7 protein-coding genes are annotated in these 14,077 nt (G+C 70.4%); 3 read left to right on the top strand and 4 right to left on the bottom strand.

Annotated elements, in window-relative coordinates:
* Window positions 1-21: 21 nt before the first annotated feature.
* On the bottom strand, window positions 22-2,169 hold the full coding sequence (locus tag HEP81_RS37880) for an RICIN domain-containing protein (protein ID WP_037658927.1): 2,148 nt from the start codon (window positions 2,167-2,169) through the stop codon (window positions 22-24).
* Between the two features lie 527 nt (window positions 2,170-2,696).
* On the opposite strand from HEP81_RS37880, the gene HEP81_RS37875 reads away from it, so the two are divergent.
* On the top strand, window positions 2,697-4,358 hold the full coding sequence (locus HEP81_RS37875; protein ID WP_243279734.1) for a ricin-type beta-trefoil lectin domain protein: 1,662 nt from the start codon (window positions 2,697-2,699) through the stop codon (window positions 4,356-4,358).
* Window positions 4,359-4,474: 116 nt separating this feature from the next.
* Here HEP81_RS37875 and HEP81_RS37870 read toward each other — a convergent pair whose 3' ends face one another.
* Window positions 4,475-5,848, bottom strand: a complete 1,374-nt coding sequence (locus HEP81_RS37870; protein ID WP_037658929.1) for an RICIN domain-containing protein — start codon at window positions 5,846-5,848, stop codon at window positions 4,475-4,477.
* 76 nt (window positions 5,849-5,924) lie between these two features.
* Window positions 5,925-6,863: a spherulation-specific family 4 protein gene (locus HEP81_RS37865; protein WP_078967525.1), complete on the bottom strand. Its 939-nt coding sequence runs from the start codon at window positions 6,861-6,863 to the stop codon at window positions 5,925-5,927.
* Between the two features lie 675 nt (window positions 6,864-7,538).
* Here HEP81_RS37865 and HEP81_RS37860 point away from each other — a divergent pair.
* Window positions 7,539-10,418, top strand: coding sequence for a helix-turn-helix transcriptional regulator (locus HEP81_RS37860; RefSeq protein ID WP_037658931.1), 2,880 nt, complete (start codon window positions 7,539-7,541; stop codon window positions 10,416-10,418).
* Between the two features lie 40 nt (window positions 10,419-10,458).
* On the opposite strand, the gene HEP81_RS37855 is transcribed toward HEP81_RS37860, so the two are convergent.
* Window positions 10,459-11,271: a DeoR/GlpR family DNA-binding transcription regulator gene (locus HEP81_RS37855; RefSeq protein ID WP_037658933.1), complete on the bottom strand. Its 813-nt coding sequence runs from the start codon at window positions 11,269-11,271 to the stop codon at window positions 10,459-10,461.
* A 526-nt stretch (window positions 11,272-11,797) separates the two neighbouring features.
* Between HEP81_RS37855 and HEP81_RS37850 the strand changes: the two genes are divergently transcribed.
* A complete protein-coding gene (locus tag HEP81_RS37850) occupies window positions 11,798-13,978 on the top strand; it encodes a hypothetical protein (RefSeq protein ID WP_167739861.1) in 2,181 nt (726 codons plus the stop codon).
* Window positions 13,979-14,077: the final 99 nt, after the last annotated feature.

Here is a 14,077-nt window from a genome sequence, read left to right as displayed (position 1 = left end):
GGTGTCCCGCGCTCGGTGCGGCTACGGGTAGTTCGTCAGGTACGCCACGTTGTTGCTCGGTGTGACGGTCGCGCCGGTGCTGTTGACGATGTGGCTGATGGTGCCCGCGCCGCCGAGGACGACGGTCACCATGTCGTGGAACTTCACCCCGGAGGTCCCCGGCACCTCGAAGGAGTGGTCCTCCACGATCGAGGGGTTGACGTTGAAGTAGGCGTAGCTGCCCAGGCCCCACGCCTCGTGGCTGGTGACGGAGTCGGCGACCTTGTAGGCGGGATAGCCGTTGGTGGAGCCGTTCTTGAAGGCGGCCTGGTCCGGCGGGTCGTAGGGCAGCTCGTTCTGGAAGAAGTACGTCCGACCGCCGTTGCCGTTCCAGATGACGTCGGTCTTGCGCAGGTGCTCGACGAACAGCCCGTACGCGGTGACGTCGGCGCCGTTGACGACCAGGCCGGTGTCGGCGGTGTTGGTGGTCCAGCCGACCGTGCCGCCGTTGCCGTGGTCGGCGCGCCAGATCCAGGTGTGGTCGATGATCGTATTGCTGGTGTTGACGACCAGGGACTGGGTGGCCTTGCCGACGGTGGCGCCGCCGATCCGGAAGAACACGTCGCTCAGGGTCGTCGGGTCCGCCGCGTGACCGGCCGACGTGCCGTTCGGGCCGATCCGCATCAGGGTCTGGGAGTTGGTGGTGCCCGCGTCGACGAGCAGACCGGCGATCTTGATGCCGTCGACGTCGGCGGTGCTCAGCGCGGTGATGCCGTTGTCCGGGACCAGGGTGGCCAGGCCAAGGCCGAGCACCACGGTGTCGGGCCGGGTGACGTCGAGCGTCTGGTCGAGGTGGTAGACACCAGGTGTGACCAGCAGGTTCTTTCCGGCGGCCAGAGCGGCGTTCATGTCGGCCGCGGTCGCGCCGGGCTTGGCGATGTAGAACTGGCTGAGCGGTATCGAGGTCCCGGCCTCGGTCTTGCCGCTCCAGGTCGTCGCGGAGGCGTTGGTCTGCGCGGCGGGCACGAAGACCTGCCAGGCACCGGAACCGTCGATGTAGAGGTACGGCTTCTCGCGGTTGACCGGCGCGGAGGAGACGTTGGTGTACGTCGGGAAGGACTGACCCGGGGCGCCCTGGTCGCCGACGAACACCATGTTCCAGTTGGAGCCGGACCAGGAGCCCATCCGGCTGTTCTTGGTCAGGAACTGCTGCTGGCTGCCGGACTGGATCTGTCCGTCGATCTTGGAGTCGGAGATGAAGCCGCCGCTGGACCAGCCGCCGTCGTCCAGCTTGAGGTCGCCGCGCACATGCATGCGCCGGTACGGGGCGGCCTGGGAGACCGCCCAGCGGTCGCTGCCGCCGGTCGGGGTGACCGACATGTTCTCGGCGTCACGCCAGAAGTTGCAGGTGGCGTTGCCGCCCATCCAGTCGGCCTCGGCATGCACGGCACCATTGATGTTCACCGAGTCCGGAGTCGGACCGAGCCCCGCGACCTGGGTGTAGAAGCCGACGTTGACGTCCGCGTCGTACGAGCCCGGCTTGAACAGCACGGCGTAGCGCTGGGAGCCGAACTGGTTGGACTGCTGCTGGCTGAAGATGCTGTTGAGCTTGGACTGGATGGACGACGCGGACATCGAGGGGTCGAAGATCACCGTGTTCGGGCCGAGGTCGGGGTCCTTGCCCGAGGGAGAGGTGGGGGGCGGTGTGGTGGGGGGCGTCGGGGCCGTGGAGCCCGCGTAGCTCCACTTCTGGTTGCCGGTGCCGGCGCAGTCCCAGATCTGGAGGCGGGCGCCGTCGGCGTTGTTGCCGTCCTTGATGTCCAGGCATCTGCCGGCGGCCGTGTTGACCAGGTCGCCGGCCGCGGTGAGCTTCCACTTCTGGGTGGCCACGGTGCTGTAGCAGGTCCACATGTGCACCGCGGTGCCGTTGGTCGTGCCGTTGTTCACCAGGTCCAGGCATTTGCCCAGCGCGGTCAGGGAGCCGTCGCCGTTCAGCGTCCAGCTCTGGTTGGGGCCCGGTGCGCATGACCACATCTGGGCCGGGGTGCCGTCGGCGGTCGACCCGTCGGTGACATCGAGGCACTTGCCGTTGCCGAGGTTGGTCAGGGCGCCCGCGGTCGCGGCACTGGCCGGGCCCGAGTCGACGGCCACGAGGGCGCCGACCACGGCCAGGGCGGCCGCCAGTGCCATGGCCAGGGGTGCGCGCGACCGGCGGTGGCGGTGGCGGTGGGACGAGAGAGGCACGAGGCGAGTCCCTTCCGGGAGTGAAGTGGCTTGCAGACATGACGGACCGTCGCCCTGAGGGGTGGGGGGGAGCCAGGGGGAAACGGGCGATCAGTCGTGCGGGTGAGGTGGGGGGTGCAGCGCCTGCCGGATCCAGCTGCCGTGCTCGTCTTACCGCTTTTTACAAGCCGTGAAATTAGAGCCGGTCGACAATCTCCGTCAACCCCCGTGACATGGGGACAGTGGTCTTGACGGTATTGGTCTGCGCCAATACCGTCTGCTCGCACAGAACTCCACACGACTCAACACCGCCCATCCTCAACAGAGTTGAGGATGCATCCGCCGATTGGGGACGAGAGCCCGGCCGTCACCAGAGTCGGCGCGGCGAACAGACGCGATCACGCCCTTCTTCGGAGGCCAGACCTATGCGACTACCCCCAAAGGCACCTCACGGCGGGTGGAGGAGAGCGCTCTCTCTGCTTCCCGTCGTCGTGATGACGGTGGCGGCCACGCTCACCACGACACTGAACGCCCAGGCGGCAGTGCCCCCCGCGCCGTCGGGTTTCACGCTCACGTGGAGCGACGACTTCAACGGCGCGTCCGGCACCGGCATCGATCAGAGCCTGTGGAAGTACGACACCGGGCCGGGCAGCAGCTTCGGCACCGGTGAGATCGAGACGATGACCAACAGCACCTCGAACGTCTACTACGACGGTCAGGGCCATCTGGTGCTCCAGGCCCTGCACTCGGGCTCCGACGCGCGCAGCGGATGGACCTCCGGGCGCGTGGAGACCCAGTCGGCGGGCTTCGGCGCCCCGGCGGGCGGGGTCGTACGCATCGAGTCCGTCCTCCAGCAGCCCAACGTCAACACCTCGAACGGCGCGGGCTACTGGCCGGCGTTCTGGATGCTCGGCGCGCCGCTGCGCTCCGGGGTGACCTGGCCGAAGTCCGGCGAGGTCGACATCATGGAGGACATCAACGGCCGCAGTTCCGTCTTCAGCACCCTGCACTGCGGTGTGAATCCGGGTGGGCCGTGCAACGAGTCGACCGGCATCGGCTCGGGTGAACGCGCCTGTTCTGGCTGCCAGACCGGCTTCCACGACTACGCGGCGGAGATCGACCGCTCCGTGTCGCCGGAGCAGATCAGGTTCTACCTCGACGGGAACAACTTCTACACGATCAACGCCAACCAGGTGGACGCGACGACCTGGTCCGACGCGGTCGACCACCCCTTCTTCATCATCTACGACCTGGCGATCGGCGGCGGCTTCCCGGACGCCTTCGGCGGGGGCCCGAACGCGGCCACGGTCTCCGGCGGCAAGCTCGTCATCGACTCGGTGTCCGTCTACAACAAGGCGCCCGGCTCCGGAGGCGGGGGTGGCGGCGGCTCGGTGAGCGGCCAGACGATCACCGGACCCGGCGGCAAGTGCGTGGACGTGGCGGGCGACGACACCGGCGGCGACGGCACCGCGGTCCAGCTCTGGGACTGCCAGTCGGCGGCCAAGGACCAGCACTGGACCTGGAGCGGCCAGACCCTCCAGACCCTCGGCAAGTGCCTGGACATCGCCGGCGGCAACAGCGCCGCCGGTACGAAGCTGCAACTCGCCACGTGCAACAGCGGCGGCTACCAGTCCTGGGTGCGGCAGCCCGACGGCACGCTGCGGAACCCGACCAGCGGCCGGTGCATCGACTCCCCGTCGGGCGCCACCGCGAACGGCACCCGCCTCCAGATCTGGGACTGCAACGGCTCCGCCGCCCAGCAGTTCGCCATCGGCACCCCGATCTACGGACCGGGCGGCAAGTGCCTGGACGTGGCGGGCGACGACACCGGCGGCGACGGCACCGCGGTCCAGCTCTGGGACTGCCAGCAGGCGACGTCTCTCGACCAGAAGTGGACCTGGAACGGCCAGACCCTGCGCACGCTCGGCAAGTGCCTGGACATCGCGGGCGGGGTGAACGCGGCCGGCACCAAGCTCCAGCTGGCCAACTGCAACGGCGGCGGCTACCAGAACTGGGTCGCCGATGCCGACGGCTCGATGTCCAATCCGACCACCGGCCGGTGCATCGACTCCCCGTCGGGTGCCACCGCCAACGGCACCCGCCTCCAGATCTGGGACTGCAACGGCTCGGCCGCCCAGAAATTCTCACTGGCGTGAGGGGGCATGAGGAAGGACATCCCTGTCTGACATGAGGCAGGGCAGGCCGAAGGGCCGCACCGGTCCGGTGCGGCCCTTCGGCGTATCGCCGCCGCGCGGCCGTCGCCGGACGACTCTCAGCGGTAGTCGCCGGCCGGAGTCCACCACTTCTGCTGGGTGCCGCCCCAGCAGTCGAAGAGTTCGAGGTTCTTGTCGCCCCTGGTGCTGGACCCGTTCGCGACCTCCAGGCAGCGGCCGGACACGGGGTTGTAGATCTGGCCGTAGCGGCCCAGGACCCACTTCTGGTGCGCTCCCTCGTCGCACGGGTCGAGCCCGACGGGCGTGTGGTCGGCCGTGCGGTCCCCGGACACGCCCAGGCACATGCCGTGCACCTGGAGGGTGGCGTCCTGGCCGATGGTCCAGTCCTGCGCGTCGCCGCCGTTGCAGTCCCAGATGTCGGCGACGGCCGGCGGCTTCGTGGCGTTGTTGTAGTCGTCCAGGCACAGGGACTGCCCGTCGCTGCCCTTGAGGCCGTACGTCAGAGGTGCGTGGACGGGTGCGTTGGGCGTCATCCGCGCGTCGACGTCGCTGACCGAGGCCGTCGTGGAGCTGCCCGTGTTGCTGCTGACGATCTGCACACCGCGCAGGACGAAGTCGGACTTCGGGAGGTGCTCGGGGTTGACGTAGTCGACGTACTTGTCGAACAACTGGCTGAAGTCGTCGTCGATCGACGCCCAGGTGGCGTCCTTCATCAGATCGGGGGCGCGCACCATGACGCGGCAGCCGTCGGGGCAGGTCATCGTCGTGTCGTCCCTGGTGTACCAGACGACACCGTTGCTGCCGGGCGCCTTGAACGTGCCGGGATCGTAGTGGATGACGGAGATCACGTCAGGGTGTGCCGAGCCGTGCTCGGAGTCCTCGAAGATGAGGTCCGTGGTGAGCAGCGCGCGCTTCTCATCGCAGGTGAAGGGCTTGGTCTGCTGGATCTTCGCACGGTAGGAGACGTTGATCCGGCCGTCCGCGGCGGTGCGGTACGCGCGGTCGGGCCCGGGTTTGAGCTGGGAGTCGGGGTAGGTGTAGCTGACGTTGGTCTCGTGCAGCCCGCAGACCCCGGAGGCGTCGTTCTGCATGGTCACCGTCTTGGCGGCGGTCTGGGTGGTGAAGGAATAGCCGGGTGAGGTGCCCCAGTTGGAGGTGTTCCAGCCGTAGGTGCCGATGTCCCAGGTGGGACGCTCGGGGCTCTTCCGGGTGAACTCCTCGTTTCCGGCGAAGGCACCGCAGCCGGCGCTGCTGGTGCGTCCGGGATCGGGGGTCGTGTTCTTGTCCGGCGGGTCCTCCACGACCAGCCCATAGCAGTCGTGCGCGGGGCCGGGGTCGTACAGCAGCGAGACGGAGCCGGTGTCGGCCGCCGCGGGCTGCGTCAGGCGCGGCCACAGGGCCGGTACGAGGAGGAGCAGTGCGGAGAGTGCCAGTAGGGCGATTCTGCGGGGTCGGGCTGGTAGGGCCCTCATATAAGCGCTCCGGAGGGTGAAAGGGGCCGTGCAGGACCACGGGTCGTGACGGGCGGCGACCGGGACCGGCCCGCGGTCAGCCGACGGTGTTCACCTCGGCCGACCAGTACGACGGGGGGGTGTCCCACGGGTTGCCCCATTCCTGGCCCGACGGGTGGGAGTTGTCGTCGTCGGTGGCGTAGACGTAGCCCGCGTTGCGCTGCTTCGAGAGGGCGATGGCGTTCCGCATCCGCGTCTGGCTGCCCGTGGTGTGGATCAGATGCCAGATCTTCGACGGGTCGGCCGATGCCTCCCAGGACTCGCGGTCGTCGCCGTAGTGGTTCACATAGTCGTCGTAGGTGCCCTCGAAGGTGACCAGTGTGTCGGCGGCCCCTGTGTAGCACTGCTCGGGCGAGGCCCCCGGGTTGATGACGACCTTGGCGTCGGCGTCCTTGCCCTTCACATAGGACTGGAGCCTCTTGTAGGCGTCGACGAAGGCGTTGGCGTCGGACGGGGTGCCGCAAGCGGTGAGGCCGTCGTCGAAGAAGATCCCGTCCAGGCCCGAACCGCCGTAGTAGCTGTACCACTTGTCGACGTTGCGCTCCGCGCCCTCGACCCAGTCGTCGATGGACGTGCCGCCGTCGGGCGCGGTCCCGCCCTTGGTGCCGAGATATCCGGAGTCGACGTACCCGATCACCTCCGTCCCGGCGTCGTGCGCCGTCCGGATGGCGTTCGCGTAGTTGCCGTCCTCGCTGTCGCCGGGTCCTGACCCCGGGTTGGCGACGGCCAGGCCCGCGCCGGGGGCCGGAGTGGACAGCTGTGGCCACAGATTGCCGGCACCCGAGGCTCCCGAGTCACCGGGGTAGAAGTACGCCGGTACGGCCACCCGCTGCTTGAACCCGGCGGCAGCGGACGCGTGGCCGACCGGGAGGGAGACCAGGGCGCCGGCGGCCAGGCCCGCGCTCAAGGCCGCCGCACACAGGCGGCGCCTCCTTGCGGCGCCCGGACGGCGGTCCAAGTGACTCCTGCTGCTCATGGGGGCATGCCTCCACTCTGATTTCCTCCAGCCGACTGCCGGAATCGCTCGGCCTTCGCAAGGAGGGGGACTGTTCGTGAGGGACTGTTCGTGAGGGATGAAGCGGCCTGGGGAGGAAATGGATCCGTGGGGGGAGTTCACTTTTTCGGCCGGCTCCGCGAGGCGTTTTAGTGCCCGGGGTCGTTTCGCGTCAAGGCGCCGAATGAGTGGGCGCGTTGAGGGATCCGGAGCCCCGGAACCGCACCACCGCGTGCGCCTGCGGCACGGCTCTCGGTCCGCGCCGAGGCCGTGCCATGACGGAGTGACCAGCGGTGATCCATCGGCAACGCTCCCGGACGACACCCCGACGGCGTGGTCCGGGACGTCGTCCCACCGCGGTGGACCGGGACGAGCGGAGGGGATGACGACGGGTTGGAAACGCTCACTGTTCGCGCACGGTCCACTCGAACGCTTTCCCGAGGAATTGCCCGGATTCTTTCCGTTCCGACGACCCGGGACAGGTATTCGGATTCCGATTAATGGCGGATTGGTGGCGGATTGATGGCGCGGAGGGGCACACCGTCGCCGTGGTCGGTGCCTGTCCGCCGTCGGGGGTCCGGCGTCCGTGGCATAGGCTGCCGTTCCACAGTGCAGAGGGGAAACCGGTGTCAGGATCGTGGCGGTGACTACGTGGAGATGTGCACGGGCCGCCTGAGCGAGTCGCGGGCGCTGCGCGACGCCGCCGACTCGGCCCGCGCGGGCACGGCCACGGTCGTCCTCGTACAGGGGGCGCCCGGCATCGGAAAGACGACCCTCGTGCGTCAATTCCTGGCCGGCCTGAGTGACTTCGCCGTGCTGGACAGCACGGCGACACCGCCCCCGGCGGCTTCCGACGTCGACTGTCTGTCCCGTCTGCTGCATCGGGCGGCGGTGCGGGTGCCGGACCGCTCCCCGGCCGGGGGCCCGAGTGCGCGGGCGGCGAAGAATCCCGCCGCCGTTCCTTCGGGGCCGCGCGCGCTCCGGGAGTTGCTGGACACATCGGCGGCCCCCTGGGCCCTGTTCGTGGACGACGCCCAGTGGGCGGACAGCCCCTCGCTGAAGGCGTTGCTGGAGGCCGCGCGCGAGGGCGGGCCGCTGTGCCTGGTGCTGGCCGCGCGGCACTCGCACGGCTGGGACGAGCAGGTCCTGCACGCGTTGCACACGGTGGCCCCGCTGACCCACATCGCTCTGGCCGAGCTGCCGGAGGCGGAAGCGGCGGCCGTGGTGGCCACCGCGCTCGGGGATCTCGCCGACGATGTGCTCACGGGTCGCCTGGTGCAGCGGTCCGGCGGCCATCCGCTGTATCTCAGAAGCCTGCTCGACGGCCATGGCACCGCGCGTCCCGGCGGACCGGACCGGGCCGCCCTGCCCGCGTCCGTGGTGTGGCGTCAGCTGACGGGCGTTCCCTCCGAGGGCGTGGCGGCCCTTGAGGCGCTGGCCGTGCTCGGCGGTTCCGCGACCGTGCCGGTCCTGAGCACCGTCCTGGGCGCCTCCGACTGCACCTCTGCGCTGGACCCGCTGGTCCACGAGGAGTTCATCACGCGGACGGATGCCCAGGTGCCCACCGTGGCGATCAGACACGGCGTGTTCCGCGACGCGCTGTACGACACGCTGCCGGCGGTGCGGCGACGCGCGTTGCATGTCGCCGCGGTCGACGCGGTCGACGAACGACAGGGGCTGGCGCACCGGGTGGCGGCCGCCGAGACCGTCGACGCCCGCCTGGCCGCCGACCTCCTGGAGACCGCGACCCGCGAACTCGCCGAGGGCGGGCTCCTGCACGCGGCACGGACGCTGCTGTCGGCGGCATCCCTCTCGCACGCGGACGACCACCGGACCGACCATCTCCTCTACGGCGCCGTACGGCTCCTCTTCTGGGCCGGTGCCGACGCGGAGCTGACCCGGCACGGGCACGCGGTGGTCACCCGTCGGCCATGCCCCTGGCGGGACGAGGCGCTGGGCCTGGCCGAGTTCGCCGCCGGCCGCCTCACCTCGGCACGGCGGCTGCTGGACCAGGCACAGGAGTCCCTGCGGGAGGCTCATCCCGGTCAACGGGCGGTCGTGCTCACCGAGCTGGCGCTGGTGCACGCGATCCTGGGACAGGGGGAAGCCGCCCGGCACCACTCCGACCAGGCCCTTCGCCCGGCTCCCCCGGCGGGCGAGACGGGCCTGTACGGCCCCCTCGGACGCCGCCGGGAAACCGACCCGGCCCTGGCCCGCCCGGCACCGAGCGGGCCCGCCGACGCCGGGCCGCCGTCCGGTGCAGTCCCGGACGCCTGCGCGCGGGCGCCGTACGTCGTCGTACCTCCGGGTCTCCGGCAGGCGGCGCGGGCTCTGGCCGCCTACGGCACTGCGCTGTGGCACGGCCCCGGAGCCGGGCTGGACCTCTTGGCCGGCCTGCCCGAGGACGCGGACCGGATCGGTGAGGAGGACCTTCCGGCCCTGACCGTCCGGGGCATACTCCGGCTCGCGGACGCGCAACTGTCGTCCGCGACAACCGACTTGACGATGGTCACGGCCCGCCGCCGCTCCGCCGCCGCCCGGCTCCTCGGTACGAGCGCCTCGGTGCATCTCGCCATGTGTCATCTGCTGGGCGGCGACTGGAACCGGGCGGCGCGGGAAGTGGGGACGGCGCTCGACGACGAGCAGGGGCGCTGTTTCGACGCCCCCGCCCTGTGGTCGCTGCGCTCGGTCCTCGACGCGTTCCGGGGTAACGAGAGAGCAGCCGAGACGAGTCTGCGCCAGGCCCAACACCTGGCCGAGCCACTGGACTTCGGAGGACCGCAGTACCACACGGCCATGGCCCGGGCCATGCGGGCACGAGCGCGCGGGGACCACCGCGGGGTGGTGGATGCCCTCCAGATGCTGGCCGAACGTTCCGCGCACTCGGAGCGCGTGCGCATCGTCTCCACGAGCTGGCTGCCCTTCCTCGCCGAGTCGCTCGTCTCGTGCGGTCTCGCCGACCTCGCGCGTGCGGCCATGGAGGAGCTGAAGTCCACGGGCGACGACGCCTCGAACCCGCACCTGCGTGTCGCCGACGCCTGGCTGGAAGGCCGTACGGCGGAGGCGGCGGGCGCGCACGAGGACGCGCTCGGCCGGTACACCGAGGCGGTCGGACTGCTCGGGCCCGGCCGGGACATCCCGCTGATACGAGGGCTGCTGGAGATCGCACGCGGGCGGGTGTCGGCGGCACTCGGCAGGGCGGGCGCCGCGACCGCGCACTTCGACAGCGCCGAAGACCTGTTCACCCGCCTGGGCGCGCGGCCGTTCCTGGAGGAGTGCCGGGCCGAACGCCGGGCCTGCGCGCCCGAACGCGGGGGCGCACCGGACCTGGACCATCTGCTGACCGGTCGGGAGCGCGAGGTGGCCCGCCTGGTCGGGCTCGGCTGCACCAACCGGGAGATCGCCGACGAGCTGACACTCAGCGTGAAGACGATCGAGTACCACCTGCGGAGCGTGTTCGTGAAGCTGGGGATGCGCAGCCGCAGAGAACTGCGCCGGCGGGTCCAGGAGGCGGGCGGCGGAGACGGTCACCGGTGAGCCGTACGCGGAACACCCCGGGCCGCTGCGGCCGCGGGTGTCACGAGGACCGGCGGCGGTGGGGCCGTACGGACGAGGGGATGGCCACCAGGACCATGTCCAGGCCGGTGCCGCGCAGTTTGGCGACCATGTCCGTGTTCGCGTACGAGTCGGTGACCACGGTGTGGACCGAGTCGATGTCGGCGACCTTGGCCCGGTGCACCTGCCCCAGTTTCGAGCTGTCGGCCACGACGATCCGCCGCGTCGCCTGCTCCAGCATGACCCGGTCGATCTCCGCTCCGTCGGAGCTGTACTGGGTGAACCCGGCCGCCGGGCTGATGCCGTCGACACCCACGATCGCGTAGTCGAAGCGGTAGGAACGCAGTGTCCTCTCGGCGGGTCTGCCGACCAGATCGTTGGACAACGGGCGTACGGTGCCGCCGGTGACCACCACCTTCGCCGCCTGACGTTCCGTCAGGACGGTCGCGGTGTCGAGCCCGTTCGTGACCACGGTCAGGTCCGACCGGCCGGCCAGGCTCCGCGCCACGAAGCCCGCCGTGCTGCCTCCGCTGAGCGCCAGGGTGAGCGGGCGGCTCGGGACGAGGGAGGAGGCGAGCGCACCGATCCGGCGCTTCGCCTCGGTGTTCTGCGACCGCCGCAGGCTGACCGGAAGTTCGGGGCTGCGCCGGGCGGCGGCGATCCTCCCGTACGACCGCCGGATCAGTCCCCTCTCCTCCATGGCGGCGAGGTCCCGGCGCACGGTGGGCCCGGAGACTCCCAGGACGGCGGGCAGCAGCCGGACTTGGAGCTCCGCGCGCTGTGTCAACAGGGTCAGGATGGTCGAGATGCGGGTGTCACGTGTTGTCTCGTTCATCCGCGCCTCCGTCCCGGAGCGCGGCCCGGGGTGCGTCCCGGAGTGCGGGCCGGGTGGTTGTCCGGGAAGTGGTGCCACTCCCCCGCTCCCTCTGCCCCGCCGGTCCGTGCGTGCCACGGCCTCACCGGCCCGGCCGTCCTATGTGTCAAGGAATGCAAACGTCGAAGCTCCGCTCATGATCCGTCCCGTCGCTGACCGCCAGCTTCTCCGAAGCGCGTCCCGAGCGGATCAGGGAAAGTTCCTAGGGTTTTACGCGGCCTGTCAGGGGCGAGTGGAGCGAACTGCTCGTTCCCGCTGAGCAGTTCGGGCGAAGGGCGACCGGCGGGAGAGCGGGTGGCACTCCCCCGGCGTACGGATGCGAGGAGCCGCACGACCGGTCCACCGTGGCCTCGGGCGGCGTACGAACCCGCGCCGTTATCAGCCCCCCGCCCTTGTCACAAGGCGCGCCGTGGCTCTCCGCTCGGCAGGGGTGAGCCGAGCGCGAGTTCCCCGTAGAACCGTGCCGCACATCCGAGACCGAAGGGACATGCGCATGGGCACGCGCGGCAGGACAGTGAAGCGAAGACTGGCCGTCACCACGTTGGTGATGGCGGTGGGGGCCGTGACGGTGGTCCCGGCGGCGGCGAGCACGGCAACGGCGACGGCGACGGCGACGGACCGTACGGCCGCTCCCGCACCCGCGGACATCGCGCTGGGCTCGTGGATGGACCAACTGCACGGCACCATCGGCGATCGCCCGATGAACCAGGTCGTGATCCCCGGCAGCCATGACGCGGGCACCGCGGGAATCACCGGCGACAGCGGGATGTGCGACGCCGGTGACACGGTCGGCACCGCCCGCAAGTGGCCGGCGCTGGCGGCGAGCATGTCCCGCACCCAGAGCGGTTCCCTGGTCCAGCAGTTGGACGGCGGCTCGCGCTATCTCGATCTGCGCCTGTGCAAGCAGGACGGCAAGTGGTACAGCTATCACGGCGGACCGCTGGGGCGGCTGTTCTTCGACGCGCCCGACGGCAAGGGCGGTGTGATCCCGGGTCAGGCGCGGGAGGTCGCGGACTGGATCCGGGCGCATCCCAAGGAGATCGTGATCCTGCGGGTCACCGCCACCGGTCCCGCGGCGACGCTCCAGCAGGACCGGCGCGAGGCCATCACCGAGCTGGGTGATCTGGTGGGCGGCGGCGCGGGCCATCCGGCCATCGCCGACGCCTCGTTGCGTCCGACGTCGACGTACGACCAGTTCATGGCCGCGGGCAGGCACGTCGTCATCGTCGACGACACGGACAGCACGGCGTACCCCTGGGCCTGGCACCAGCCGGACGTGCAGGACTACCGGGGCAGTTACGTCGGGGTGAGCACCGCATGGCAGGACATCCTGAAGGCGGCCCTCGACCCGAAGCTGTCGCAGAAGACCTTCGACGCGGTGCTCAAGCGAGGGGACGAGGTACTGGGACGTGCGCCGGGCACCGCGGCGGACAAGTTCTTCGTGCAGCAGGGCATCATCGATCCCACCGACTCCATACCGGATGCGGCGATCACCCAGATCCTGGCTGCGCTCAAGCTCACCTCCGCCTGGAAGGCGGACAACTTCCTGCTCAGTCTTGAGGACGAACTGAACCGGCAGTTGCTCGCGAAGCTCCGGACCTCCTGGAACAACACCAACGTCACGGACAACATGAACATCGTCATGCACGACGATGCGAACCAGAACCGCAACGGGGTCGGATCCGGAGATCTGGAGCGGGAGATCATCGCCAAGAACCTTCCGCAGCCGATCACTTCGCACACGTTCTACGACATGGCCCGTACGGCGGCCGGTACATGGACCGCGCCGAGCCCCCTGGCGGGTGCGGGCGACGCGTTCCGGTTCGCGGGGAGCCGGGAGGCCGTCGCCGCTCTGCCCGACGGAAGTGTCCAGGTGCTGGGCATCGGGCTCGACGGCAATGTCTGGCTCAACGTCCGCCGCGCGGACGGTGGTTGGCAGGGCTGGCAGGCCCTGCCGGCGGCGGACGACAACAAGACCGGGTTCGCGGCGAAGGACATCGCGATCACGGGCATGCCGAACGGCGACTCCCAGATCACGGCCATCGGCCAGGGCGGATACGCCTACCACAACATCCGTCACGCCGACGGTTCCTGGCAGGGCTGGGCCGCGATGGCGGGCGACGACTCGGGGCTGGCGAAGGCCACCAAGGTCGCGATCGCCGGTATGCCGAACGGCTCCTCCCAGGTCCTGGTCTACGGCGCGGACGGCCGGATGCGGCTGGACACCCGCGCCGCCGACGGTGGCTGGAGCGGCTGGTCGACCGTCTCCGGGGTCGGCGCGCCGGACTTCGCCGGACCCGCCCTGTCCATCGCCGCCCTGCCCGACGGGGACAGCCAGATCGCCGCCATCGGCCTCGACGGGAACGTCTGGCACAACGTCCACCGGGCGGACGGTAGTTGGACCGGCTGGGACAGTCCCGCCGGGCCGGCGGGCGGTCCGATGGGGGCCTCGGCGGTCGCCGTCGCGGGCCTGCCCGACGGGGACAGCCAGCTGGTCGCCGTCGGACTGGACGGCAACGTGTACCACGCCGTCCGGGACCGGGACGGGAAGTGGACGCCCTTCCGGGCGGTCGCCGGGCTCCGCGGCGCCGGGACCTTCGCGGGAGATCAGGTCGGTGTCGTCGGCCTGCCCGACGGATCGAGCCGACTCCTGCTCACCAGCCGCTGAGCGGGGCCGGTCCGCCTCATCGATGTGCGCGCCGGGGGGCAGGTCGAGGAGTCGAGGAACGGACGGCGGAGGCGTTCGCCGGGACGGCCCCGAGTCGGG

Source organism: Streptomyces griseofuscus (assembly GCF_014673495.1).
GTDB lineage: Bacteria > Actinomycetota > Actinomycetes > Streptomycetales > Streptomycetaceae > Streptomyces > Streptomyces murinus.
This window is presented reverse-complemented; position numbering and strand designations above follow the sequence as displayed.

Coding starts and splice junctions, on each gene's coding strand:
- HEP81_RS37870 (WP_037658929.1), bottom strand. CDS start 5,848: ATGAGGGCCCTACCAGCCCGACCCCGCAGAATCGCCCTACTGGCACTC.
- HEP81_RS37860 (WP_037658931.1), top strand. CDS start 7,539: ATGTGCACGGGCCGCCTGAGCGAGTCGCGGGCGCTGCGCGACGCCGCC.
- HEP81_RS37855 (WP_037658933.1), bottom strand. CDS start 11,271: ATGAACGAGACAACACGTGACACCCGCATCTCGACCATCCTGACCCTG.
- HEP81_RS37875 (WP_243279734.1), top strand. CDS start 2,697: ATGACGGTGGCGGCCACGCTCACCACGACACTGAACGCCCAGGCGGCA.
- HEP81_RS37865 (WP_078967525.1), bottom strand. CDS start 6,863: ATGAGCAGCAGGAGTCACTTGGACCGCCGTCCGGGCGCCGCAAGGAGG.
- HEP81_RS37880 (WP_037658927.1), bottom strand. CDS start 2,169: ATGGCACTGGCGGCCGCCCTGGCCGTGGTCGGCGCCCTCGTGGCCGTC.
- HEP81_RS37850 (WP_167739861.1), top strand. CDS start 11,798: ATGCGCATGGGCACGCGCGGCAGGACAGTGAAGCGAAGACTGGCCGTC.